Origin of the sequence: Cognatiluteimonas telluris (assembly GCF_011320095.1) — a bacterium.
Lineage (GTDB): Bacteria > Pseudomonadota > Gammaproteobacteria > Xanthomonadales > Xanthomonadaceae > Cognatiluteimonas > Cognatiluteimonas telluris.
The window spans coordinates 96305-119603 of record NZ_JAANOY010000001.1; the positions used below are offsets into that span (position 1 = coordinate 96305).

The 23299-nt window shown below is 68.7% G+C and carries 20 protein-coding genes; 5 read left to right on the forward strand and 15 right to left on the reverse strand.

Annotated features, from left to right (window positions below; translation table 11 throughout):
* Positions 1-2: 2 nt before the first annotated feature.
* The 3 genes from fabA to G7B67_RS00455 all read right to left on the reverse strand — a co-directional run bounded on the left by fabA (position 3) and on the right by G7B67_RS00455 (position 1879).
* Positions 3-518, reverse strand: coding sequence for a 3-hydroxyacyl-[acyl-carrier-protein] dehydratase FabA (gene fabA / locus G7B67_RS00445; protein ID WP_166206137.1), 516 nt, complete (start codon positions 516-518; stop codon positions 3-5).
* Positions 519-628: 110 nt separating this feature from the next.
* Entirely contained in the window at positions 629-1015 is a 387-nt protein-coding gene (locus G7B67_RS00450; RefSeq protein WP_166206827.1) for a phosphatase PAP2 family protein, read from the reverse strand.
* Between the two features lie 105 nt (positions 1016-1120).
* Positions 1121-1879 carry a COG4705 family protein gene (locus G7B67_RS00455; RefSeq protein ID WP_166206141.1) on the reverse strand — a complete coding sequence of 253 codons (759 nt, stop codon included), beginning with the start codon at positions 1877-1879 and terminating at the stop codon, positions 1121-1123.
* Positions 1880-2106: 227 nt separating this feature from the next.
* Between G7B67_RS00455 and G7B67_RS00460 the strand changes: the two genes are divergently transcribed.
* On the forward strand, positions 2107-2997 hold the full coding sequence (locus G7B67_RS00460) for an SdrD B-like domain-containing protein (protein ID WP_166206144.1): 891 nt from the start codon (positions 2107-2109) through the stop codon (positions 2995-2997).
* Between the two features lie 87 nt (positions 2998-3084).
* Here G7B67_RS00460 and G7B67_RS00465 read toward each other — a convergent pair whose 3' ends face one another.
* Together G7B67_RS00465 and G7B67_RS00470 are read right to left on the reverse strand one after the other, a co-directional pair.
* A complete protein-coding gene (locus G7B67_RS00465; RefSeq protein WP_166206147.1) occupies positions 3085-5157 on the reverse strand; it encodes a S9 family peptidase in 2073 nt (690 codons plus the stop codon).
* A gap of 27 nt (positions 5158-5184) precedes the next feature.
* Positions 5185-7179 (reverse strand): OPT family oligopeptide transporter, encoded by a 1995-nt coding sequence (locus G7B67_RS00470; RefSeq protein WP_166206152.1) that lies wholly within the window; start codon positions 7177-7179, stop codon positions 5185-5187.
* A gap of 152 nt (positions 7180-7331) precedes the next feature.
* Here G7B67_RS00470 and G7B67_RS00475 point away from each other — a divergent pair, with 152 nt between their 5' ends.
* A complete protein-coding gene (locus G7B67_RS00475) occupies positions 7332-9164 on the forward strand; it encodes a peptide MFS transporter (RefSeq protein ID WP_166206156.1) in 1833 nt (610 codons plus the stop codon).
* Positions 9165-9275: 111 nt separating this feature from the next.
* On the opposite strand, the gene rfbD is transcribed toward G7B67_RS00475, so the two are convergent.
* The 5 genes from rfbD to ssb form a co-directional block, all read right to left on the reverse strand.
* The gene (gene rfbD, locus G7B67_RS00480; RefSeq protein WP_166206159.1) at positions 9276-10178 is read right to left on the reverse strand and encodes a dTDP-4-dehydrorhamnose reductase; all 903 of its coding nucleotides are present in this window, start codon (positions 10176-10178) and stop codon (positions 9276-9278) included.
* Between the two features lie 13 nt (positions 10179-10191).
* The gene (gene rfbC / locus G7B67_RS00485; protein ID WP_166206162.1) at positions 10192-10755 is read right to left on the reverse strand and encodes a dTDP-4-dehydrorhamnose 3,5-epimerase; all 564 of its coding nucleotides are present in this window, start codon (positions 10753-10755) and stop codon (positions 10192-10194) included.
* A 13-nt stretch (positions 10756-10768) separates the two neighbouring features.
* Positions 10769-11671, reverse strand: a complete 903-nt coding sequence (gene rfbA, locus G7B67_RS00490; RefSeq protein WP_166206165.1) for a glucose-1-phosphate thymidylyltransferase RfbA — start codon at positions 11669-11671, stop codon at positions 10769-10771.
* A complete protein-coding gene (rfbB, locus tag G7B67_RS00495) occupies positions 11668-12723 on the reverse strand; it encodes a dTDP-glucose 4,6-dehydratase (RefSeq protein ID WP_166206168.1) in 1056 nt (351 codons plus the stop codon). The genes rfbA and rfbB overlap by 4 nt, the downstream gene beginning before the upstream one ends.
* A gap of 83 nt (positions 12724-12806) precedes the next feature.
* Positions 12807-13283 (reverse strand): single-stranded DNA-binding protein, encoded by a 477-nt coding sequence (ssb, locus tag G7B67_RS00500; RefSeq protein ID WP_166206173.1) that lies wholly within the window; start codon positions 13281-13283, stop codon positions 12807-12809.
* A 172-nt stretch (positions 13284-13455) separates the two neighbouring features.
* On the opposite strand from ssb, the gene G7B67_RS00505 reads away from it, so the two are divergent.
* Positions 13456-14484 carry a polyprenyl synthetase family protein gene (locus tag G7B67_RS00505; protein ID WP_166206176.1) on the forward strand — a complete coding sequence of 343 codons (1029 nt, stop codon included), beginning with the start codon at positions 13456-13458 and terminating at the stop codon, positions 14482-14484.
* Between the two features lie 19 nt (positions 14485-14503).
* On the opposite strand, the gene G7B67_RS00510 is transcribed toward G7B67_RS00505, so the two are convergent.
* From G7B67_RS00510 to G7B67_RS00525, 4 genes are all read right to left on the reverse strand, one after another.
* Complete coding sequence (locus G7B67_RS00510; protein WP_166206180.1) at positions 14504-15289, reverse strand: dienelactone hydrolase family protein; 786 nt, start codon at positions 15287-15289, stop codon at positions 14504-14506.
* Between the two features lie 80 nt (positions 15290-15369).
* Positions 15370-16767 (reverse strand): UDP-N-acetylmuramoyl-L-alanine--D-glutamate ligase, encoded by a 1398-nt coding sequence (gene murD, locus G7B67_RS00515; RefSeq protein WP_166206185.1) that lies wholly within the window; start codon positions 16765-16767, stop codon positions 15370-15372.
* Positions 16748-18202, reverse strand: a complete 1455-nt coding sequence (murL, locus tag G7B67_RS00520; RefSeq protein WP_166206188.1) for a UDP-N-acetyl-alpha-D-muramoyl-L-alanyl-L-glutamate epimerase — start codon at positions 18200-18202, stop codon at positions 16748-16750. The genes murD and murL overlap by 20 nt, the downstream gene beginning before the upstream one ends.
* The gene (locus G7B67_RS00525; RefSeq protein ID WP_166206191.1) at positions 18195-20792 is read right to left on the reverse strand and encodes a bifunctional aspartate kinase/diaminopimelate decarboxylase; all 2598 of its coding nucleotides are present in this window, start codon (positions 20790-20792) and stop codon (positions 18195-18197) included. The genes murL and G7B67_RS00525 overlap by 8 nt, the downstream gene beginning before the upstream one ends.
* Positions 20793-21003: 211 nt before the next feature.
* Between G7B67_RS00525 and G7B67_RS00530 the strand changes: the two genes are divergently transcribed.
* Positions 21004-21918 (forward strand): PhzF family phenazine biosynthesis protein, encoded by a 915-nt coding sequence (locus tag G7B67_RS00530; RefSeq protein WP_166206194.1) that lies wholly within the window; start codon positions 21004-21006, stop codon positions 21916-21918.
* Positions 21915-22790 (forward strand): PhzF family phenazine biosynthesis protein, encoded by an 876-nt coding sequence (locus G7B67_RS00535; protein WP_166206197.1) that lies wholly within the window; start codon positions 21915-21917, stop codon positions 22788-22790. The genes G7B67_RS00530 and G7B67_RS00535 overlap by 4 nt, the downstream gene beginning before the upstream one ends.
* Positions 22791-22847: 57 nt before the next feature.
* Here G7B67_RS00535 and G7B67_RS00540 read toward each other — a convergent pair whose 3' ends face one another.
* Positions 22848-23279 carry an OsmC family protein gene (locus tag G7B67_RS00540; protein WP_166206199.1) on the reverse strand — a complete coding sequence of 144 codons (432 nt, stop codon included), beginning with the start codon at positions 23277-23279 and terminating at the stop codon, positions 22848-22850.
* Positions 23280-23299: the final 20 nt, after the last annotated feature.

The window sequence follows — 23299 nt, forward strand, 5'->3', positions numbered from 1 at the left end:
GCTCAGAACGCTTCCGTCGAAGAAAACAGGCCCACGCGCAGGTCGTTGGCGACGTAGATCTCGCGCCCGTCGACCAGGGTGCGGCCGTCGGCGATCACCAGCGCGAGCTTGCCGCGCATGACGCGGCGGATGTCGATCTCGTAGCTCACCAGCCTGGCGCTGGGCAGCACCTGGCCACTGAACTTCACCTGGCCCACGCCGAGCGCGCGGCCGCGACCGGGCTCGCCCAGCCACGGCAGGTAGAACCCGGCCAGCTGCCACATCGCATCCACGCCCAGGCAACCGGGCATCACCGGGTCGCCCTGGAAATGGCAACCGAAAAACCACAGGTCCGGGTGGATGTCGAGCTCGGCGCGGATCACGCCCTTGCCGTTGCGGCCGCCCTCGGTGGAGATCTCGGTGATGCGGTCGAACATCAGCATTGGCGGCAGCGGCAGCTTGGCGTTGCCGGGGCCGAACAGCTCACCGCGGCCGCAGGCCAGCAGTTGTTCGTAATTCAGGGAAGAGGGTCGGCTCACGGGCTCACCGGCGCGGAAAACGCACAGTTTTGCACGTTCGCCGGGAGGAGCGGTGAGGCCGGCCTCCAATCCGCCTGTCGATACGGCGGCGTATCGACCCATCGATGCCGTCAGAAGCGATCGGCATATCCGGCCATGAATCCATGTCCTGGCAGGATGCCCATGATCACGGGCGATGGGCGGCGGTGGGCCCACAGGCCCCATGCCACGCCCACCCCCGCCCCGACGAGCACGTCGCTCTGCCAGTGGCCGCGCACGTTCACCCCGCGCGACCGCGCGTACGCCGGGAGCAAGGCGAGCGCGTAGACAGCAGGATGGTCGTCCCCGTATTCAGCGATGAACGGCGTGACGACGGCGCTGATCTCGGCCACTTCGCCGCTGGGGAAACTCTGGTAACCGTGGCCCTGAAGAAATCCGTCATAGGCAACCCGATGGTCGATGCCGAACGGGCCACCGCGGAAAGCGGGGCGAGCAAAAGCAGCATGGCAAACACGGATGCGCGCGCGTTCATGCCGGGCCCGCCGGGAAACTGCCGCGAATGTACTGCCGCGCGCGACTGGGGACTGTTGAGAAAAATCAACTTTCCGCTGAAGTCCCGCTGGCTAGTGCGCCTTCGACGCGGCCTGCTGGCGGAACAGCAGCAGGCACAGGACGATGAAGGCCAGCAGCGCCAGCGACGCACTGTAACGGCTGAGCTCAAGCCCGCCCTTGGCGACCGGCTTGTCGAGGAAGTCGCCCACGACGGCGCCCAGCGGCCGGGTCAGCACGAACGCGGCCCAGAACAGGACGGTGTGGGACACCTGCGTCCAGGCATATGCCGCCGCCACGAGGGCGAGCGCGCCGCCGAAGATCATCGCCGCGCCGAGGTAGCCGAGCGCCGCGGTATCCGCGGTCCAGTCGCCCAGCGCGGTGCCCAGGGTCTGCGAGAACATGATCGTGACCCAGTAGAAGATCTCCGCCTTCGGCGTGCGGATCGAATCCACCGCGACCGTGCCCAGCGTCCTGTGCCACAGCAGCAGCGAGCCGGCGAGCAGCAGCGCCAGCAGCGCCGACCCACCCGTGTAGCCGATGCCCAGCGAGCGGTCGGCGAAGTCCGCCAGCGTCGTGCCGACGGTGGTCGAGGCGATGATCGTCGCCCAGTAGACGAAGGGGTGGAACTTCTTCGCCGCGATCTGGAAGTAGACCGCCGCAACGAACAACACGGCGAAGATCGCCGTCCCGACGAGGTATCCGAGGTTCATCGACATCGACACCGCATCGCCGCCGGTCTCGCCGAGCGTGGTCGCGGCGATCTTGACCAGCCAGAACAGGAAGGTGACGTGGGGGACCTTGCTGGCCGCCTGTCCGCTGGTGCCGTTCATCCACCGCTCCTGTCCGGGCGCAGGCGCCGGGCGCCGCAGTATCGACGATCGGTCGCGAAGGCTTCCGGCAGGTCTCCCCGCCCTGGCGGCCCGTGTCGGCGGCGCGCCAAAGTGTGCGCTACATCACACTTTTGTCCTGTTCATCACACGGTCGGCCTTATCAAGGCGGCGCGAAGTTCACCCGATCTTCGCTCCCCTACCGATCCGTCATCGAAGGACGCTGACCCATGGACACGACCCGTTCCCGGAAACGCCGTATCGCGCTCAAGGCCACCCTGCTGTCGACGCTGCTCGTCGCCGGCGCCACGGCCGCCACCTGCCTGTGCCACGGCACGATCATCATCAAGAAGTTCTACGACGCCAACGCCAACGGCATCCAGGACGCCGGCGAAGTCCGGCTCACCGGCTGGCCGATGACGGTCGAATCGGCAAGCCAGACCTACAGCAGCACCAAGCCGACGGATTCGTTCGGCTACGCCACGTTCCTGTCGCTGCTGCCGGCAACCGATTACACGGCGCGCGAAGCCACGCCGGTGCAGTCGAACTGGGTGCAGTCGACGCCGCACGACGGCAGCGGAAACGCCACCAACCCGTTGACCGGGGTCCACGTCACCGCCGGGGCGACCACGCAACTGACCTTCGGCAATTACTGCACCAGGCCCAGCGGCGGCCACACGCCCGGCTACTGGAGCAACAGGAACGGCCTGGACCGGCTGATGGACGGCGGCACGCTGGCGCCGGAATTCGCGCTGCTGTCGGCCCTGCACCTGCGCGATGCCACGGGCGCCGACTTCGATCCGTCCACCTATCCGCAGTTCCGCACCTGGCTGCTCGGCAGCACCGCGACCAACATGGCCTACAAGCTGTCCTCGCACCTGGCGGCGATGCGCCTGAACGTCGAAGCCGGCTTCGTCAACGGCAACCGCGTGTACCCACCGTTCGGCGGCACCATCAACCAGCTCATGACCCTGGCCGATAACTCGCTGGCCAGCGACCCGTACACGCCGGACGGGAATCCGGAGCGTGGTTACCAGGAACAGCTCAAGGACTATCTCGACGCGTTGAACAACGGTGCCGCGGTGGTCTCGCCGACGCCGTGCGCGCGCACGTTCTACTGAGTCGCGTGGGCGCACCAAAGAAAAGCCCCGCCAGTGCGGGGCTTTTTCGTGGCGCCGGCCGATGTTGCGCCGACGCATCGCTGCCGGTCAGGGCGCCACGCCCTGCCCGATGTGCGCCTTCAGCCAGCCATTGACGGTGTCGTGCCACATGACGCTGTTCTGCGGCTTGAGCACCCAGTGGTTCTCGTCGGGGAAGTACAGGAACTTCGACTCGATGCCCTTGCGCTGCAGCGCGGTGAACGCGGCGATGCCCTGCTCCACCGGGATGCGGAAGTCATGACCGCTGTGCACCACCAGCATCGGCACCGACCAGTCTTTGACGTGGTTGATCGGATTGAACTTCTCGTAGCCCTCCGGATTGCTCCACGGCGTGCCACCGTTTTCCCACTCGCTGAACCACAGTTCCTCGGTGGCGTAACCCATCATGCGATTGTCGAACACGCCGTCGTGGTCGACCAGGCACTTCCAAGGCTTCTGCCAGTTGCCGGCGATCCAGTACACCATGTAGCCGCCGTAGCTGGCGCCGAGAGCGCAGGCCTTGTCGCCGTCGAGGAACGGATACTGCGTGAGCGCCGATGCCCAGCCCTTCTGCAGGTCTTCCAGCGGGCGATCGCCCCAGTGCTGGCTGATCGCATCGGTGAACGCCTGGCCGTAACCGGTCGAACCGTGGAAGTCGACCATCACCACCGCGTAGCCCTGGCCGGCATACGTCTGCGGATTCCAGCGATAGCTCCAGCCGTTGCCGAAGCTGCCCTGCGGGCCGCCGTGGATGAGGAAGGCGACTGGATAGGTCCTGCCCTCCTGGTAATTCCACGGCTTGACGACATAGCCGTGCACGGTGTCGCCGTTCCAGCCGGTGAACTTGAACTGCTGGTACTCGCCGAACTTCACGTCCGGCAGCATCTCGCTGGCGCTGGGCGTGATCGCGCGCTCATGGTCGCCGTCGATCGCGGACACGAACAGCTGGTCGCCCGACTTCATGCTGTTGCGCGCGAATGCCAGCGTCTGGCCCGCCACCGAGACCGACGAGATGGTGCCGTCGCCGACGACCTGCTGCGCATGGCCGCTGACGATGTCGACCGCGAACAATGGATGCTGGCCCATGTCCTCGGCCGTGGTGTAGATCGTGCGCCCGTCGTCGGACAGGAGGATGCCGTCGGCCGAGCGATCCCAGTCCGGATCGATCTCGTGCGTCGCGCCGGTGGCCAGGTCCATCGCCATCAGGCCCATGCGGTCGGCCTCGAAGGTCGGCCGCTTCATCGCGCGGTAGTACAGCGTCTTGCCATCCTTGCTGAAGACCGGACCGGCATCCCAGGCCTGGTTGGCGGCCGTGAGGTTCTTCGCCTGGCCGCTGCCATCGGCATTGAGCTGGTACAGGTCGAAGTTGGTCGAATGCGGTTCGTCGCCGTTCGACAGCCGGCCACTGACGACCAAGCTGTTGCCATCGGGCGCCCAGGCGACGTCGCCCATGTCGCCGAACGGCTTGGACGGGACATCGGCGATCAGGTCCGCGCCGACCAGCGTCGCGCTCTTCGCCGCGTCCTTGCCGCCGAGCGATGCCACGAACAGGCGGTTGATGCGGCCGTCGGCCCAAGTGTCCCAGTGACGGATGAACAGGTGATCGAAGACGACGCCGCTGGCCTTGTTCTTGCCGTTGCCATCGAGCTTCTTCTTCGTGCAGGCGAGGTCGCCGCCGCAGGCCGGGAACGTGCCCGCAGCGAGTGCCGCGCGCGCGCCATCGGGCGACAGCAGGAAGGCATCGACATCGACCGGCAACGCGGTCACCTGCTTGGGCGTGCCACCGGCGACCGGCATCGCGTACAGCTGCGAGCTGCCGGATTTGGCGCTCAGGAAATACACCGTCCTGCCATCAGGCGAGAAGGCCGGCGAGTTGACGTTCCAGCCCTTGGGCGTCAATGCCACCGGCTTGGCGTCGGGCTTCGAGAGATCCTGCACCCACAGCGAGGTCGAGGATTTGTTGGCGTCGTAGTCCACCACGCGCTTGGCGAACACCAGGTGCGTGCCGTCGCTGGACAGCGTCGGCGCGGAGTAGCGATCCATCGTCTCCAGGTCGCGTGCCTGGAAACCGCGCGCGGCGACCGCAGCGGACGACCAGGCAAGCAGCAGGGCAAGCGGGAGCAAGGCGTGGCGTGGTGACATGACGGTCCTCCGGGACATGGTGCGGAATCAGATGATGGCGCGGCGGGCAAGGCCTTCGATCCAGCGATAGAGCAGCAGCACCGCGACGACGAAGGCGACGCCACCGATCCAGAGCGCCGGGCCCGCGGCGAAGTCGTCGCCGACCAGCGACAGCGGGATCAGCTTGAACGCGACCACGCCCGCGATCAGCACGCCGACCAGGCCCTCGCCGACGATCATTCCGGAGGCGAGCAGGACGCCGAGCTGTTTTGCCGCTTCCGGACGCGCATGGCGTTCGGCACGACGGTCGTAGAGCGCGCCGGCGACCGCGCCGACGACGACCATCAGCGTTGCCGACGTTGGCAGGTAGATGCCCAAACCCACCGCCAGCGGCGACAGGTGCGCATGCTTCGTCGTCCGGCGCAGGACTTCGTCGAGCACGATCAGCACCGCGCCGATCGCGCCGCCGATCAGGATCAGGCTCCAGTCGATGTTGTTCTGGATCACGCCTTGCGCGAGCGCCGAAATCAGCCCGGCCTGCGGCGCGGCGAGCGCCTTGGTCGGATCCACGCCCGGCGCCCCGGTGAAGCCATAGGCGGTGTTGACCAGCGAGAGCACCGGCGGGATCACCGCCGCGCCCGCGATCACGCCCACCACCAGCGCCCACTGCTGCGCCGACGGCGTGGCGTCGACCAGCTGGCCGGTCTTGAGGTCCTGGAGGTTGTTGTTGGCGATTGCGGCGACGGTGAACACCACCGCCGTCACCAGCAGCGCGAACGCGACCAGGCCTTTCTCGTTGCCCGGCTCCATCAGCGGCTTGATGCCGAACACCAGCAGCAGCGCGGCGCCGATGACGACCAGGATGCCGATGCCCGACAACGGGCTGTTGGAGGAGCCGATCAGGCCGGCCATGTAACCGCAGACGGTCGACACCATGAAGCCCGTGACCACCACGTACAGCAGGCCACCGAGGATCAGCGTCGGCGCATGCGCGCCCAGTCCGGTCTGGTTGGCGAAGTAATTCAGCAGGAAGGCGATCGGCACGAAACACGCGATCATGATCGTGCCGACGATGCCGATCGGGATGTCGTGCTCGGTGCGCGGCAGCATGTGCAGCGTGCCGCCCTTGCGCGCGCGGTTGGCGGCCATCGCCGAGGCCAGCCCGCTGACGACCGGCTTGACCAGCTTGCCCAGGGTCCAGATCGCGGCCACGCCAATCGTGCCTGCACCGACGAAGCGCACCTGCGTGCTCCAGGTCGCGCCGGCGAAGTCTTCCGAACTGCCGGTCATCGGCAACAGCGCCGAGAAATGCGGCACGCCCCAGCCCCAGCCGATGATCGCGCCCAGCAGCATCGCGATGCCGACCCACAGCCCCACGAGGTGGCCGACCGCGAACAGCGCCATCGACAGAGCGAAGTCGAAACCGGTGACGCCGTTGCCGTCGCCGACCTTGAAGTAATGCTTGACGTCGCTGGTGAACACGCGCGTGGCGACCACGATCGCGAATGCCGCCGCGACCACCGCGCCCCAAGTCACCGCGAGCAGTCCGGCGCGGCTTTCCTCCGCGCCATGGCGCGTGCCTTCCGCACCCGGACTGCCGACCTTCAGCACCTCCGCGCAGGCGACGCCTTCGGGATACGGCAGGTCGGAGCCCGTCACCAGCGCGCGCCGCAACGGGATCGAATACATCACCCCGAGGATGCCGCCGAGCGCGCAGATCGCGAACGACACCCAGTACGGGAAGCCGGTCCACCAGCCGATGATCACCAGCCCCGGCAGCACGAAGATGATCGACGACAGCGTGCCCGCCGCCGAAGCGACGGTCTGCACGATGTTGTTTTCCTGGATGGTCGAATTGCGGAAGTTGCGCAGCAGCGCCATCGAGATGACCGCCGCCGGGATCGAGGTGGCGAAGGTCAATCCGGCCTTGAGCCCGAAGAACACATTGGCTGCGGTGAACAGCACGGTGATGACGATGCCCAGGACGAGCGCGCGCAGGGTCAGTTCGGTGCGGGGTTCGGGGGATAGCGGCGTTGTGGCCACGGGACGGTTCCGGAGCGGAAGACTGCCGAGTATTGCAAACCCGCGGGCTCCGGCGCGAGCGCTCCCTGGCCGGAAGGCCCCGCGGCGCGCCAGCAGCAGCGCATCCCGGGAATGACGCGAGCTACACTCCGGCGAATTCCCTTGAGGCGCCCATGGCCACGATTCCAGCGACCAGCGACGACCTGCCCGTTGCCCGCGATCCGCGCGATGAGCTGTTCGGACACCCCAAGGGCGTCTACGTCTGCTTCTTCACCGAGATGTGGGAGCGCTTTTCGTTCTACGGGATGAAGGCCCTGCTGCTGCTCTACCTGCTGCAGCATCACCGCTTCGGCGATCGTGCCGGCTACGACGTCCTGGGGGCGTACGGCGGGCTGGTGTACTGCCTGCCGGTGCTGGGCGGCGTGCTGGCCGATCGCTGGCTGGGAATGCGCAAGGCGGTGATCTTCGGGGGACTGCTGCTCGTGTGCGGCCATGCCGGCATGGCGATCGAAGGCGACGCCGCGACGCTCGTCAACGGCGTGGTGGTGCGCGACGAAGCATCGCTGGACGTCTTCTACCTGTCGCTGGCGCTGATCATCATGGGCGTGGGTTTCCTCAAGCCCAACATCTCGACCATCGTGGGCAAGCTCTATCCGCGCGACGATCCGCGTCGCGACTCGGGCTTCTCGCTGTTCTATGCCGGCATCAACCTCGGCGCCCTGTTCGCTTCCATCGTCTGCGGATACCTGGGCCAGACGCTTGGCTGGAGCTACGGTTTCGGTGCCGCCGGCATCGGCATGCTGCTCGGCCTGGGGCAGTTCCTCTGGGGCCAGAAATACCTGCACGGACACGCCGAATCCCCGGCCCCCGCCAGGCTGCGCGAACGCATGTTCGGCCTGCCGCGCGAAGCGTGGATCTACCTTGGCGCGATCGCCGGCCTGCTGCCGGTGGCCGGGCTGATGTGGGCGGTCGCCAACGGCGCGTTCTCCCTCGGCGGCGAAGTGTCGCTGGCGCTGGCGCTGATGATCCTGGTGATGCTGGTGGTGCTGGGGTGGTTCGCGTGGTTCGTTGCGACCCAGTGCACGCCGGTGCAGCGCCAGCAGATGATCGCGCTCATCGTGCTGGTCGCCATGTGCCTGGTGTTCTTCACCCTGTACGAGCAGACCTACGGATCGTGGGTGACCTTCACCGACCGGATGCTGACCAAGGACGTGGTGCCATCGCTGGTGCAGGCGCAGGCACCGGTGGCATGGACGGGCGCCGTCATGGCCAACCTCGCCCTGTTCGCCCATACCGCGCCCTGGTCGATCGTCTCGCTGCTGCTGGCGCCAGCTGCCTTCGTGGTGTCGGCGGCGCTATCGGACCGCAACCCGCGTTCGGTGGTGCCCAAGTGGCTGTTCGGCGGCGCCGCGCTGGCCATGCTGGTGTTCCTGTTGCGCGACGTGCTGGTGCTGCCGCAGACGGCCGGGTCGCTCACCTACCTGGGAGCCTTGTTCATCGTGCTGCTCGCGCCGTTGTTCGGGGTCCTGTGGGCATGGCTGGATCGGCGCGGGCTCGACCCGTCCAAGCCGGTGAAATCCGCGTTCGGACTGCTGCTGGCCGGCCTGAGCTTCGTCCCGCTGGCGTGGGCGGCCGAACATGCCGGTGGCAGTGGCCAGTTCGCCAGCGTGTGGTGGCTGGTACTGGCCTACTTCGTGCTCGAACTGGGCGAGATGTGCCTGGCGCCGGTCAGCCTGTCGGCGGTGACGCAGTTGTCTGTGGCTCGCGTGGCGAGCCTGATGATGGGGACTTGGTTCCTGGCGACCGCGTTTTCGGAAGCCCTGGCCGCGATGTTCGGCAAGCTCGCGGCGATCGACATCCCCGAGGGCACGGCGCTGGATTTCGCCAGCGCCGGGGAGAAATACGCGCACCTGTTCTGGCTGATGGCGGGTATCGGGATCGGTTTCGCGATCCTGGCGTTGCTGGGCGCGCCGTTGTTTCGGCGGATGATGCATGGGGTGAAATAGCCGCCGGTTGCGATTCGACCGGCCTGCACTCGCCCGTGTTCCCACCCATCGCGCGGTGTGCTCCGCGATCCGGTCAACTGAAGGTGGAGCGTCGCGCGGACGTCGCGAGCCTCAGTCCTGCCGCGCGACCTCGTCCAGCACGCGCGCCAGCCCCTCCTGCCAGTCCGGTGCCTGGACGCCGAATCCTTCCCGGATCCTGCGCGTATCGAGCACCGAGTACGCCGGGCGCGCGGCGGGCGTGGGGTAATCGACGGTCGCGATCGCGGTAACGCCCGGCTTGCGCGCAATCAGGCCGCGCGCATGCGCGCCATCGATGATCGCCTCGGCGAATCCATGCCAGCTGGTCTGCCCACGGCTGGCCAGGTGGAATGTGGCGGACGCGCCGTGTTGCTGGCGCAGCATCTGTGCCGTGGCATCGGCCAATACGCCAGCGGGCGTCGGGCAACCGACCTGGTCCGCCACCACGCGCAGCACGTCGCGCTCGGAAGCCAGTCGCAACATCGTGCGCAGGAAATTGTGGCCATGCGCGGCATACACCCACGCGGTGCGCAGGATCAGGTGGCGTGCACCACTGTCGCGGATCGCCTGTTCCCCGGCGTTCTTGCTGGCGCCGTACACGCCCAGCGGCGCGACCGGGTCATCCTCGCGGTAGGGGCGCGACGCGCTGCCGTCGAACACATAGTCGGTCGAGTAATGCACCAGCCCCGTGCCGCGCGCGGCGCAGGCACGCGCGATGGCCCCGGGGGCTTCGGCATTGATGCGGAAGGCCTGCGCGCGCTCATCCTCGGCGCGATCGACGGCGGTATAGGCGGCCGCGTTGACGACGACGTCCGGCGCGACGGTTGCGATCAACGCCGGCAGCGACTCCGGCGCGCCGAAGTCGGCGGCAATGCAGGGCGCCCCATCGGGAAGGATGCCGGCGCGGGTGGTGGCGACGACCTCGCCCAGCGGCGCAAGGCTGCGGCGCAGCTCGGTGCCGACCTGGCCATTGGCGCCGAACAACAGGATTTTCATCCGCTCGCGATCCTCAGCCGCTGAAGACTGGCAGGCGTTCGGGCGGCACGTCGGCCAGCAGCGGCGCGTTCGCGTCCTTGTCCGACAGCAGCGGGGCGCCCACCGGCCAGTCGATCGCCAGCTGCGGGTCGTCCCAGCGGATCGCCGCATCGGCGGCACGGTCGTATGTCTGCGTGCATAGATAGGTGAACAGCGCGCGCTCGCTCAGTACGACGAAGCCATGCGCGAAACCTTCCGGGATCCAGAAATGGCGCTTGTTGTCGGCCGAGAGAACGGCCGCCGTCCAGCGCCCGAAATGCGGAGAGCCGCGACGGATGTCGACGGCCACGTCCCAGACCTCGCCTTCGAGCACGCTGACCAGCTTGCCCTGCGGCCTGGGCCACTGGTAATGCAGTCCGCGAAGCACGCCGCGGCTGGAACTGGAGACGTTGCCTTGCGCGAACTCGAGGTCGAGCCCGGCACCTGCGCCGGCGAGCTTGTCACGGTTGAACGACTCGTAGAAATAACCGCGTGCGTCGCCGAACACCTGCGGTTCCAGTACCAGGCAGCCAGGCAGGTCGGTCTGGATCATCTTCATGCGGTCGCACGCATCATGCGATGCGCTCCTGTCCGATCAGTCCCAGCAGGTACTGGCCATAACCGTTCTTGGCCAGTGGCCTGGCCAGCGCGCGCAGCTGGTCGTCGTCGATCCAGCCGTTGAAGTAGGCGATCTCTTCGGGGCAGCACACGCGCAGGCCCTGGCGCTTCTCGATCGTCTCGATGTAGGTCGAGGCTTCCAGCAGCGACTCATGGGTTCCGGTGTCGAGCCAGGCGTAACCGCGGCCGAGCCTCTCCAGCTGCAGAGAGCCTTCGTCGAGATAGCAGCGGTTGAGGTCGGTGATCTCCAGTTCGCCGCGCGCCGAAGGCTTGAGCGAAGCGGCGAATTCGCTGGCGCGCCCGTCGTAGAAATACAGGCCGGTGACGGCATAGTGGGAGCGCGGCGAAGCGGGTTTTTCCTCCAGTCCGACAACCCGCCCGGTCGCGTCGAATTCGGCGACGCCATAGCGCTCGGGATCGCGCACCCAGTAACCGAAGACGGTGGCGCCGTTTTCCTGTTCCGTCGCACGTTGCAGGCGTTCGGTCAGGCCGTGTCCGTAGAAGATGTTGTCGCCCAGCACCAGGCAGCTGGGCTGCCCGGCGACGAACTCGCGCCCGATCAGGTAGGCCTGCGCCAGCCCGTCGGGACTGGGTTGCACCGCGTACTCGATGCGCATCCCCCATTGCGAGCCGTCGCCAAGCAGGTGCTTGAACAAGGCCTGCTCGTGCGGGGTGTTGATCACCATCACTTCGCGGATCCCCGCCAGCATCAGCACGCTGAGCGGGTAATAGATCATCGGCTTGTCGTACACCGGCAGCAGCTGCTTGCTGATCGCCTGCGTGATCGGATACAGGCGGGTGCCGGAGCCGCCGGCCAGGATGATGCCCTTGCGCGGAAAGTGGGCGGCCGTACTCACGCCGCGGCTCCGATGCGCTCGAGCCGGTAGCTGCCATCGAGCACGCGCTGCACCCAGTTTTGGTGCGCGAGGTACCAGTCGACGGTGTCGGCGATGCCCTGCTCGAAACTGTGCGCCGGCGCCCAGCCCAGTTCGCGCTTGAGCTTGGACGCGTCGATCGCATAGCGTCGGTCGTGGCCAGGACGGTCGGCGACGTAGGTGATCTGGCTCGCGCGCGGCTGGCCATCGCTACGCGGACGGCGCGCATCGAGCAGTGCACAGATCGTGTTGACGACATCGATGTTCTGCATTTCGGCGTCGCCGCCGACGTTATAGGTCTCGCCCACGCGGCCGCCGTCGAGGACCGCACGGATCGCCGCGCAGTGGTCGGCGACGTACAACCAGTCGCGCACATTGCGTCCGTCGCCGTAGACGGGCAGCGGCTCGCCTGCCAATGCGCGCGCGATGATCAACGGAATGAGCTTTTCCGGGAATTGGTACGGACCGTAGTTGTTGGAGCAGTTGGTGGTCAGTACCGGCAGGCCGTAGGTGTGGTGGAACGCGCGCACCAGGTGATCGGACGCGGCCTTGGACGCCGAATACGGCGAGTTGGGCGCGAACGGCGTGTCCTCGGTGAACTTCCCTGTGTCGCCCAGCGAACCGTAGACCTCGTCCGTGGACACATGCAGGAAGCGGAAGGCCGCCTGGCGATCGGGCGGCAGGCCACGCCAATAGTCGCGGGTCGCCTCCAGCAACGACAGCGTGCCGACCACGTTGGTCTGCACGAAGGCCGCCGGGCCGTCGATCGAGCGGTCGACGTGGCTCTCGGCCGCGAAATTGACCACGGCGTCGGGCTGGTGCGCCTGCATCAGGCGGGCGACCAGGACGCGGTCGCCGATGTCCCCCTGCACGAAGACGTGGCGGTCGTTGCCTTCCAGCGACGCCAGAGTGTCGCGGTTGCCGGCGTAGGTCAGCACGTCGAGATTGATGATGCGCTCGCCTCGGGCGATCGCTTCGAGCACGAAATTGCCGCCGATGAATCCGGCACCGCCGGTAACCAGCCACGTCTTCACTGCATTCTCCTGCACCGGCGGGCGCCGGCCTTGCGGTCAGGCGCGGGCGCTGGGCAGCGCGCGCGCGTGGGAACGGATCGACCTCAGAACGGGATGTCGTCGTCGGCGAAATCGTCCATCGGCGCCGGGCGCTGCGCGGGAGCATCGCGGCGCGGGGCGGCGTCGCTGCGCTGTGGCGGGCGGGAGGCACGCGGGGCGGCGTCGCCGCGCGGTTCGCCGCGGCCTTCACCCATGCCGCCGAGCATCTGCATGTCATCGCCGATGATGTCGGTGAAATAGCGGGTCACGCCGTCCTTCTCACTGGTGCTGTATTCCAGGCGGCCTTCGATGTAGACCTGGCGGCCCTTCTTCAGATACTCGCCAGCCACTTCCGCGGTCTTGCCGAACAGCTTGACCCGGTGCCATTCGGTCTTTTCCTGGTAGTTGCCTTCCTTGTCCTTGCGCGAGGACGAGGTGGCAATGCTCAGCGTGGCGATCGCCATGCCACCCTGGGTGTACTTGAGTTCCGGATCGTTGCCGAGGTTGCCGACGAGGATCACCTTGTTGATGCCGCGTGCCATGACCGTCCCTTCGCTGGATCGCCCGAAATGGGGCACCGAGGATTGAAGTATAAGCGGTCGCCCCTAGGCCATCGGCGCCCGCCGCGCGCGGCCGTCAGGCTTTTCCCGCAGTGGTGGAAGCCTTTGCGGGGCGGCCTTCGTATAATCGCCAGCCCCAACGCCCGGCGCCGTCATGGACCCCGCCCTCGCCCGACCGGCCACCAACGCGCCGGCCCCGATGCCCCTGCCTGCGATCCAGGCCCTGGCGCGCTCGGACATGGCCGCCGTCGACGTGCTGATCCGCCGCCGGCTGGCTTCGGACGTGGTGCTGATCAACCAGGTCGCCGAATACATCATCGGCGCCGGTGGCAAGCGCCTGCGGCCGATGCTGCTGCTGCTGGTCGCACGCGCGCTCGGCCGCGACACCGACCCCGCCCTCGCCGGCCACGCGCAGCAGCTGGCGGCGGTGATCGAGTTCATCCACACCGCGACCCTGCTGCACGACGACGTGGTCGACGAGTCCGACCTGCGTCGCGGCCGCCGCACCGCCAATGCGGTGTGGGGCAATGCGGCGAGCGTGCTGGTGGGCGACTTCCTGTATTCGCGCAGCTTCCAGCTGATGGTCGAGCTCGAGCGCATGGAAGTCATGCGCATCCTCGCCGACACCACCAATGCGATCGCCGAGGGCGAGGTGCTGCAGCTGCTGCACGTGCGCAACCCGGACACCGACGAGGCCGCCTACCTGCGGGTGATCGAGCGCAAGACCGCGGTGCTGTTCGCCGCGGCGACCCGGCTGGGCGCGCTGCTCGCCGGCAGTGACGTGGCCACCTGCGACGCGCTGCATGCGTACGGACTGAACCTGGGCTTCGCCTTCCAGATCGCCGACGACGTGCTCGATTACGCTTCCGACGCGCAGACGCTGGGCAAGAACCTGGGCGACGACCTCGCCGAGGGCAAGGCGACGTTGCCGTTGATCCACGCGATGGCGCAGGCCGACGCGGCGACGCTGGCGACGTTGCGCCGCGCGATCGAACACGGCGACACCACCGCATTGCCCGAGGTGCTTGCCGCGATCCGGCAGGGTGGCAGCCTGGACTACAGCCGGCGGCGCGCCGGGGATTACGCGCGGCTCGCCGAAGATGCGCTCGACGGCCTCGGCGACTCGCCGTGGCTGCAGGCGCTGCGCGGCCTGACGCGCTACGCCATCGACCGCGAGTTCTGACCGGTCGCGCCGGCGCCGGCTAGTGGCCGGCGAAGCGCTCGCGGAAAAAGTCGTCCATCATCGCGTAGGCACGTTTGGCCGCGCGCGGGTTGTAGAGGCAGTTGGGCGGCGAGTGCGCGTTTCCCAGCGCGAAGCAGTGCACCGCCCCGCTGAAATCCACGAACTGCCAGTCGACCCCGGCCGCGTCCATCTCCTTCTTGAACGCGGCGACGTCCGCCAGCGTGGTGTTGGCGTCGTTGGCGCCGTTGAGCACCAGCATGCTCGCCTTGACTACGCCCGGCTTCGCAGGCAATGACGTTGGCAACGTGCCGTGGAAGCTGGCGACGCCGGCGATGTCGGCGCCGTTGCGCGCGAGTTCAAGCACGGTCGCGCCGCCGAAGCAGAAGCCGATCGCGCCGACGTGCGCCGGATCCAGCGGCGCCTTCGCCGCCTGCGCGCGCAGCACCTGCAGCGCCTTGTTGGCGCGCTCGCGCAGCACGTGGCGGTCGGCGTAGAGCGACTTCACCTGCGCCAGCGCCGCGGCATCGTCCTTGGGCCGCACGCCCTTGCCGTAGACGTCGGCGACCAGGACCACGTAGCGGTTGCCGGCGATCTTCTGCGCGGTGCGGACACTGTCGGCGGTCACGCCCTTCCAGTCGGGCACCATCAGCAGGCCGGGGCGCTTCGTGGCCGCCGCGTCATCGTAGACCAGCACGCCACTGAAGATTTGCTTACCCAGCGTCCAGTCGACAGGCCGGGCCTGCATCTTCGCCAGGGCAGGCAGCGAGCACAGCGACAGCAGCAGCAAGGCGAGCAGGCGTTTCATGGCGGCAGCTCCTCTGGTCGATGGCGGCGATGGCAACGCGGCGAGCGTACGCGGCGCCCGTTCAACGGTGGTGAAGCCGGTCAGGCGATGCCGAGCCCTGCAATGGAAGCGATGGACTCCGGATCGAAACCGGCAAGCGCCGCGAAATGGCGGCCGCGCTCGGTGTAATCGCGATAGGCGCCGAAGCTCGGCGCGCCCGGGGACAGCAGCACGACGCCGCCGCCGCGCAGGCGGGCGCGCGCCTTGTCCATCGCATCAGGCAGGTCGTCGGCACGCTCCAGCGCGAAGGCGCCGGACGCGGCGATGGGCGCCAGCAGGTCGAAAATGCCCGGGCCATTGGCGCCCATCGTGACCACCGCCAGCGGCGGCCGCTGGCGCATGGCCTGGGCGAAGGCGTCCCAGTCGACGCCGCGGTCGTGGCCGCCGACCAGGATCGCGACCGGGCGATCCCGGAACAGTTCCAGCGCGGCCAGGCTCGCGTGCGGCGTGGTGCTGATCGAATCGTTGACGTACGTAATGCCATCGCGCACACCCAACGTCTGCAGCCGATGCGGCAACGGCTGGAAGCTCGCGGCATGCGGCGCCAGCGCAACCGCATCCAGGCCGACCGCCTCGATCGCGGTCAGTACCGCGCACAGGTTGCCGCGATTGTGCTGGCCTGGCAGCGCGAACGTTGCGGTGTCGAGGATGGCTTCGGCGCCGCGATGCAGCAGGTTGCCGCGCAGGTGCCAGCCGTCGTCGCGGCCGAACCAGCGCACGTCGCTGTCGGACAGCGATAGCGCGGCGAGCGTCGGATCGGCGGCATTGAGCACGGCAATGCGCGGGCGCGCGTCGGTCAGCAGCCGCAGCTTGTCGGCGACGTAGCGCGCCTGCGAGCCGTGCCAGTCCAGGTGCTCGGGAAAGACATTGAGCGCGACGGCGACGCCGGGCCGCGTGCCGCTGTCGGCGACATCCCCGGTCTGGTAGCTCGACAGCTCGATCGCCCAATACCCGGCGTCGGCGTCGATGAGCTCGAGCAGCGGCAGCCCGATGTTGCCTGCCAGCGCGGTGCGGTGGCCGCCGGCGCGCAGCAGGTGCGCCAGCAACGCGGTGGTCGTGCTCTTGCCCTTGGTGCCGGTGACGCACAGCGTGCGCGCGTCCTCGCGTTCGGCGAACCACAACGCGGTGCCACCGATGAAACGCGTGCCCGCCGCCTGTGCCACGACGGCTTCGGGCCGATACGGACTGATGCCCGGCGATTTGATGACGACATCGAAGGCGGACAGGCGCTCGCCACTGGGATCGGATTCGATCGCGAGCAATGCATCGGACGCGGTACCGGAGGGATCCGCGGCGACCCGCGCGATTTCGTCGGCCGGGCAGAACAGCATCAACGGCAGCGTCGGCAGCCGCGCGCGGATCGCGCGATAGGCCGCGCGTCCTTCGCGCCCCCAGCCCCACAACGCGACCCGGCGACCGTCAAGCTGACAGATGCGCACGCAGCCGCTCCCAGAGTGCAGGTGGGATGCCGTGTTCGTCGTCGACCACCAGCAACGGATCGATGCGCAGGTCGCCTTCGCCCAGTTGCGGCCGGATCTCGCGCGCGAAGCGTTCGACCAGCGCGTCCTCGCGCCACTCCGGGCGCGTGGCCAAGGCCGCCATCGCGGCGCGCGACTCACGACCTTCGCCCACGCATTCGAACGGCTTGTGCTCGCGGAACTCGAGCAGCGCGTCGTAGCCGGCGGTCTGCGCCGGATCGTCGAGCAGGTTGCGGCCGAAGATGCCCACCAGGCGCGGCTTGGGCATGAACGGCGCCAACGCCAGGAACACGAAGTGGCACTTGGGGCACACGCCGCACCAGCGATTGGCCGGGCGCTCGCCGAGCAGGTGGAAGTTGCGGTTGCAGCTGGAGAACCAGGCGTCGTAACGATCGATCCGCGCGAACTGCCGCGCCACCGCAAGCTCGCTCAGCGGCCGCAGCAGCGAGTAGTAATGCAGGTCGGTGGCGACGTGGCTGCGGACATGGGCAGCGAAGGCCTGTTCGAAGGCCCAGCCCTTGGACCACTGGTGGTTCACCTCGCCCGTGCCCTCGATCAGGCTGCCGTAACTGGCCGAGCGCTCGTTGGAGAACACCACCTGGTCGACACCGAGCAGCACAGCGGCGAACACCAGGATCGCGGAGTTGACCGCGGTCACCGGGATATGGCCGTTCCACGCGCCCTGCCGGTTGAATTCGAACAAGGCCGGTGCGAGCTGGCGGCCGATGTTGAGCGTCGGCAATCCGGTGCGCTGCGCGCAGGCGGCGATCAGCTGCGAACCACCGATCCAGCTGACGGTCTGGGCGACGCCGAGGCTGCGCAGCGACTCGATCGACACCAGCGAATCCTTGCCGCCGCCGATGGCGACCAGCGCGTGGTGGCGCAGTCCGAGTGAGGGTGCGTTCAAGCCCCTCTCCCTCCGGGAGAGGGGTTGGGGCGAGGGTGCGCCATCCGACGAAGCTCCAAGGTACTGCATACCCTCACCCCCAGCCCCTCTCCCGCGGGGAGAGGGGAGCACAGCGGGGAACCTGATCCCGTGCACGTTCAACCCATTGCGGTACGCGAACTCGCCCAGGCCCTGGACGTAGATCGTTTCCAGCAATGCCGCCGTCTCCGCATCGATCGCATAGCCGTCGATGCGGATCGTCCCGGGCACCGCCGCCTTGTAATAGCTCACGCCCGCAATGAGGTGCAGCAGTTGCAGCGCGCGTTGCGCCGCCTGCGCGCACGCTTCGTCCAGCACGAACGGCGCACCCGGGACCGTGATCGTCTCGACCAGCTCGGGACCGTCGTCGAACGCATAAACCAGTCGCGCGACGCCGGTCGCCGGGTCGAAATCGCAACGCACGAAGGCGAATGCCTGGATCGCATCGCGCTGGAACCGCCACTCAGACATCGCTCGCACCTTCTTCGATCACGTCTTCCGCGGGCAGCGCACGCAGGTTGTAGGTATTGGCCATCGCCATGCCGTAGGCACCGGCGTCGGCGACCAGCAGCACATCGCCTTCGCGCGTGTCGGCCGGCAGCGCGCGCTGCTGGCCGAGCACGTCGCTGCTCTCGCAGATCGGGCCGACGATGTCGAAGATCGCCATCTCCGCGGCATCCGCGCGCGACAGGTTGCGGATGTCGTGGAAGGCTTCGTACAGCGCCGGCCGCATCAATGCATTCATGCCCGCATCGACACCGACGCGGCGCACGCCATCCTTGTCGACCACCTGCGTCACCCGCAGCAGCAGCGCGCCGGACTGCGCAACCAGGTAGCGGCCAGGCTCGATCGCCAGCGCCAGCGCCGGATACGCGGCCTTGATCGCGGCCAGGCCCTGCGCCCAGGCGGCCACGTCGAAGGGCACGTCGTCCGGCCGGTACGGCACCGGCATGCCGCCGCCAACATCGATGGTGTCCACCGTGCCGATGCCATCGGCCAGCGCCGCCAGTTCCGCATACACGTCGCGCCAGTGCCCGGTCGCTTCGATGCCGCTGCCCAGGTGCGCGTGCAGCCCGGTGATGCGCACGTCCAGCGCGCGCGCCTGGGCGACGAACGCATCCATCCGCGCGATCGGCAGGCCGAACTTGGCATCGCTGCCGCCGGTGCGCACCTTCTGGTGATGGCCGTCGCCGCGCCCCAGGTCCAGCCGCAGCCACACGGCGCGGCCGCGCACCAGCTCCGGCCAGCATTGCAGCAGTTCGATGCTGTCCACCGTGACCGTGACCCCGCGCGCGAACGCGGCTTCGTATTCGGCGCGCGGCGCGAAGCTCGGGGTGAACAGCACGCGCGCCGGGGGCAGCGCCGGCAGGACCGCAAACAGGTGCTGGAGCTCGCCGCGCGAGACGCATTCGAATCCGCAGCCTTCGGCCTCCAGCACACGCAGGATCGCCGGGTGCGGATTGGCCTTGAGCGCATAGAAGCAGCGGTCGACCGGGCCGGCGTCGAGCAGCGCATGCAGGCGCGCGCGCACGGTCGCCAGGTCGTAGACGTAGCGCGGTGTGCCGGCTTCCGCCAGCGCCAGCAGGTGCGTGCGTTCGCGCTGCCACCATGGAATCTCGCGCAATGGCCGGCCCTGCGCGATCTCGCGCCAGCTCGGGCCGAACACGCCCGCGTCCTGCACCGGCATCGCGCCGCTGCGGATCAGCTGCGCATGCAGTTGCGGCACCAGGCCTTCGGCATCGGCCTCGTCGACCACGAACGTCAGGTTCAGGTCGTTGGACGACTGCGAGATCAGGTGCACGCGTTCGCGACCGAACGCGGCCCAGATGTCCGACAACCGGTGCAGAAGCGAGCGCATGCCGCGACCGACGAGGGTGATCGCCGCGCAGGGCGCGATCACCTTGACCCGGCAGATCTGCGCCAGGTCCGCGCTCAGCGCTTCGATCACGTTGCTGCTGACCAGGTTCTCGCTCGGGTCCAGCGACACGGTGACGTTGGTTTCCGACGAGCCGATGAGGTCCACCGACAGCCCGTGGCGCTTGAAACGCTCGAAGATGTCGGCCAGGAAACCGACCTGCTGCCACATGCCGATGCTTTCCATCGACACCAGCACGATGCCGTTGCGACGACTGATCGCCTTGACGCCGGGCACCGTCGCCACGCCGCCGTCGATGCGCGTGCCGGGCAGGTCCGGGCGCTCGGTGTCGAGGATGGCGATCGGCACGCCGGCATCGCGGCAAGGGCCGATCGAGCGCGGATGCAGCACCTTGGCGCCGGTGGTGGCGATTTCCTGCGCCTCGGCATAGTCCAATCGCGCCAGCAGGCGCGCGTCGGGCACCTCGCGCGGATTGGCGCTGAACATGCCCGGCACGTCGGTCCAGATCTCGACCCGCTGCGCGCCGAGCAACGCGCCGAAATACGCCGCCGACGTGTCCGAACCGCCGCGGCCGAGGATCGCGGTGCCGCCGTCGGCGTGGCGGGCGATGAAGCCCTGGGTCAGCAGCAGCGGCGACGCCTGCGCGGCGAAGCGTGCGCGCTGGGCGTCGTCGCCATCGTGGCGGCAGGACACCGACAACCGCGTCGACCACGCGTTCTGGTTCGGCAACGCGATCGCCGCCAGCCATTCGCGCGCGTCGCACCAGCCGAAGTCGAGTCCCTGCGCCCGCAGGTAGGCCGCGCCGAGGGTCGAGGACAGCAATTCGCCCTGCGCCAGCAGGTCGGCCTGCCAGTCGAGCGTGCGCGGCGCGGCGCGCGCATCGGCGGCCAGCGCGCGCAGGACCGCGAATCGCTCGCCGAGCACCGCCTGCGGATCGAGATCGAGTTCGCCCGCGAAGGACTGGTGGCGCGCGATCAGCGCTTCGATGCCCGCGACGTCACCGCCGTCGGCGATCGCCTGCAGCGCGTTGGTCACGCCCGACAGCGCCGAGACCACGACCAGCACGCGCACGCCTTCGTCCGCCATGCGTTTGCGGGCGATCGCACCGATGTTGTCCCAACGGTTGCGGCGCGACACCGAGGTGCCGCCGAACTTGAGCACGATCCAGCGATCGGGAATCGACATGGGGTCCTGGCGCGGAAACGATCCGGAGTGACGCGCCCGGCAGCGGGCGCCCGACGGACGGGCGGACGGCGCAGGCAAGCGCCGCATTCTAGACGTTGCAGGCGCGATTCCCGACGCCGGGCGCCGACGGAAGGCAGCCAGGACCGGGCGCCAACCGCCCCGGCGGTGGCGGCGTCTGCGACACTGGGCGGCCGTTCCCGGTCGCCCTGCCATGCCCTCTTCGCCCGCGTCGCGCCGCTACCTGCAGCTGGATGTGTTCGCCGACCGTCCCGGTGCAGGCAATCCGCTGGGCGTGGTGCTCGACGGCCACGGCTTCGACGCGGCGTCGATGCAGGCCTTCGCGGCCTGGACCAATCTTTCCGAAACGATCTTCGTGTTGCCGCCGACCACGGCGGACGCCGATTACCGGGTGCGGATCTTCACCCCGCGCCAGGAGTTGCCCTTCGCCGGGCATCCGAGCGTCGGTGCCGCCTGGGCGGTGCTCGACGCCGCCCTCGCGCAACCCCGCGACGGCCGGCTCGTGCAGGAATGCGCGGCGGGCCTGCTGCCGGTGCAGGTCGACACCGACGGCGAGGCGCGCCGCATCCATGTCCGGGCGCCGCGTGCGCATCCCGTCGACGGCGCAGCGCAGGCGCGTGCGGCGCTGCTCGAGGCGGCCGTGGCCGGCCTGGCACGCGGCCGCCAGGCGCCCGCACTGTGGAACAACGGGCCATCGTGGTGGGTGGTCGAGCTTGCCGATGGCGACGTCGTCCGCGCGATGCAGCCGGACGTGCCCGCGATCGCGGCGCTGACGTGTGCGAGCGACGCTGTCGGGCTCGCCGTCTACGGGCGCAGCGATGCGCCGGACCATCAACTCGTCGTCCGCGCGTACTGCCCGGCCGACAACATTCCGGAGGATCCAGTGACCGGCAGCGTCAACGCCTGCATCGCCGCGCAGCTGGCCGCCGCCGGCGCGCTGCCCGGCGCCGGTGGGCGCTATGTCGCAAGCCAGGGCCGCGAACTGGGGCGCGACGGCATCGTCCATGTGCGCATCGACGCCGACGGCGAGGCGTGGATCGGTGGCCAGGTGCAATGCGTGATCGATGGAGCGCTCGCCTGGGGCGCCGCATCGCAGGTGCGCGCATGAAACGGCCTTACGTGCAGCTGGACGTTTTCGCCGGACGCCCGGGCGACGGCAATCCCCTGGCGGTCGTGCTCGACGCGCACGGCCTGGGCGACGACGACATGCAGGCCATCGCACGCTGGACGCGACTGCCGGAAACCACCTTCGTGTTTCCACCGTCCAGCGACGCGGCCAGTTACGGCCTGCGCATCTTCAGTCCGCGCCGCGAGGTGCCTTTCGCCGGCCATCCCAGCGTCGGCACCGCGCATGCGGTGCTGGAGGCGGGTCTGGCACGACCGCGCGACGGCCTGCTGGTGCAGGAAGGCATCGCCGGCCTGCTGCCCCTGCGCGTGGTTGGCGAAGGCGCGACCCGCACGATCGCGGTGCGCACGCCGCCGGCGCGGGTGATGGCCGTCGCCGCTGCCGACGATCCGAAGCTGCAGGCCGTGCTGCATGGCCTGCCGCTGGGCCGGTTGCCGCCGGCATTGATGGATGGCGGCCGCCGCTGGTGGCTGGTCGAGATCGCCGACGAACGTGCGTTGCGCGCGGCGACGCCGGACTGGGATGCGGTGAGTGCACTGGCGCACGCCACCGACAGCATGGGCCTGTGCGTGTTCGCGCGCAGCGACGATCCGGTCTACTACCTGGCGGTGCGCGCCTGGGTCGGCGCGCCGGCGCATTTCGAGGATGCCGCTTCCGGCGCCGCCAACGCCACGCTCGCCGCATGGCTTGCCTCGCGCGACGCCCTTCCCGGCGACACCGGCTTCTATCGCGTCAGCCAGGGGCGTGAGGTTGGCCACGACGCGATCATCGAACTGCTGGTCGACCGCGAAGGCGAAGTGTGGTCCGGCGGTCGCGCGTGCACAGTGGTGCGCGGGGAAATCGACTGGCCTTGATGCAGGCAACCGCGGGCTGGAAACCCGCCGCCGGCTGCGTCCGCGCCGGATCGCGACTCACCCCAGGTTCGCCTCCATGCTGATTGGCACTGCGCTGAGCGCGCGCGACACCGGGCAGTGCTTTTCCGCATCCTCGGCCAGGGCGCGGAACTTCATCGCGTCGATCCCGGGCACGTCGGCGTTCACTGTCAGCCGGATCGACGAGATCGACGGGCCGCCGTCCGTCGACAGCGTCACGTCCGCGCGCGCGTCCAGCGATGCCGGCGGATGGCCGGCCTCGGCAAGCTTGGCCGACAGCGCCATCGCGAAGCAGCCGGCATGCGCGGCGGCGATGAGTTCCTCCGGATTGGTGCCTCTGGCATCGCCGAAGCGGGTGTTGAAGCCGTAACGGGTGCCATCGAGCAGGCCGCTCGCGGGCGTGGCGAGCGTGCCCTGTCCGCTCTTGAGGTCGCCCTGCCAATGCGCGGTGGCGTAACGGGTGATGGACATGGGCGCACTCCTTCGGACGG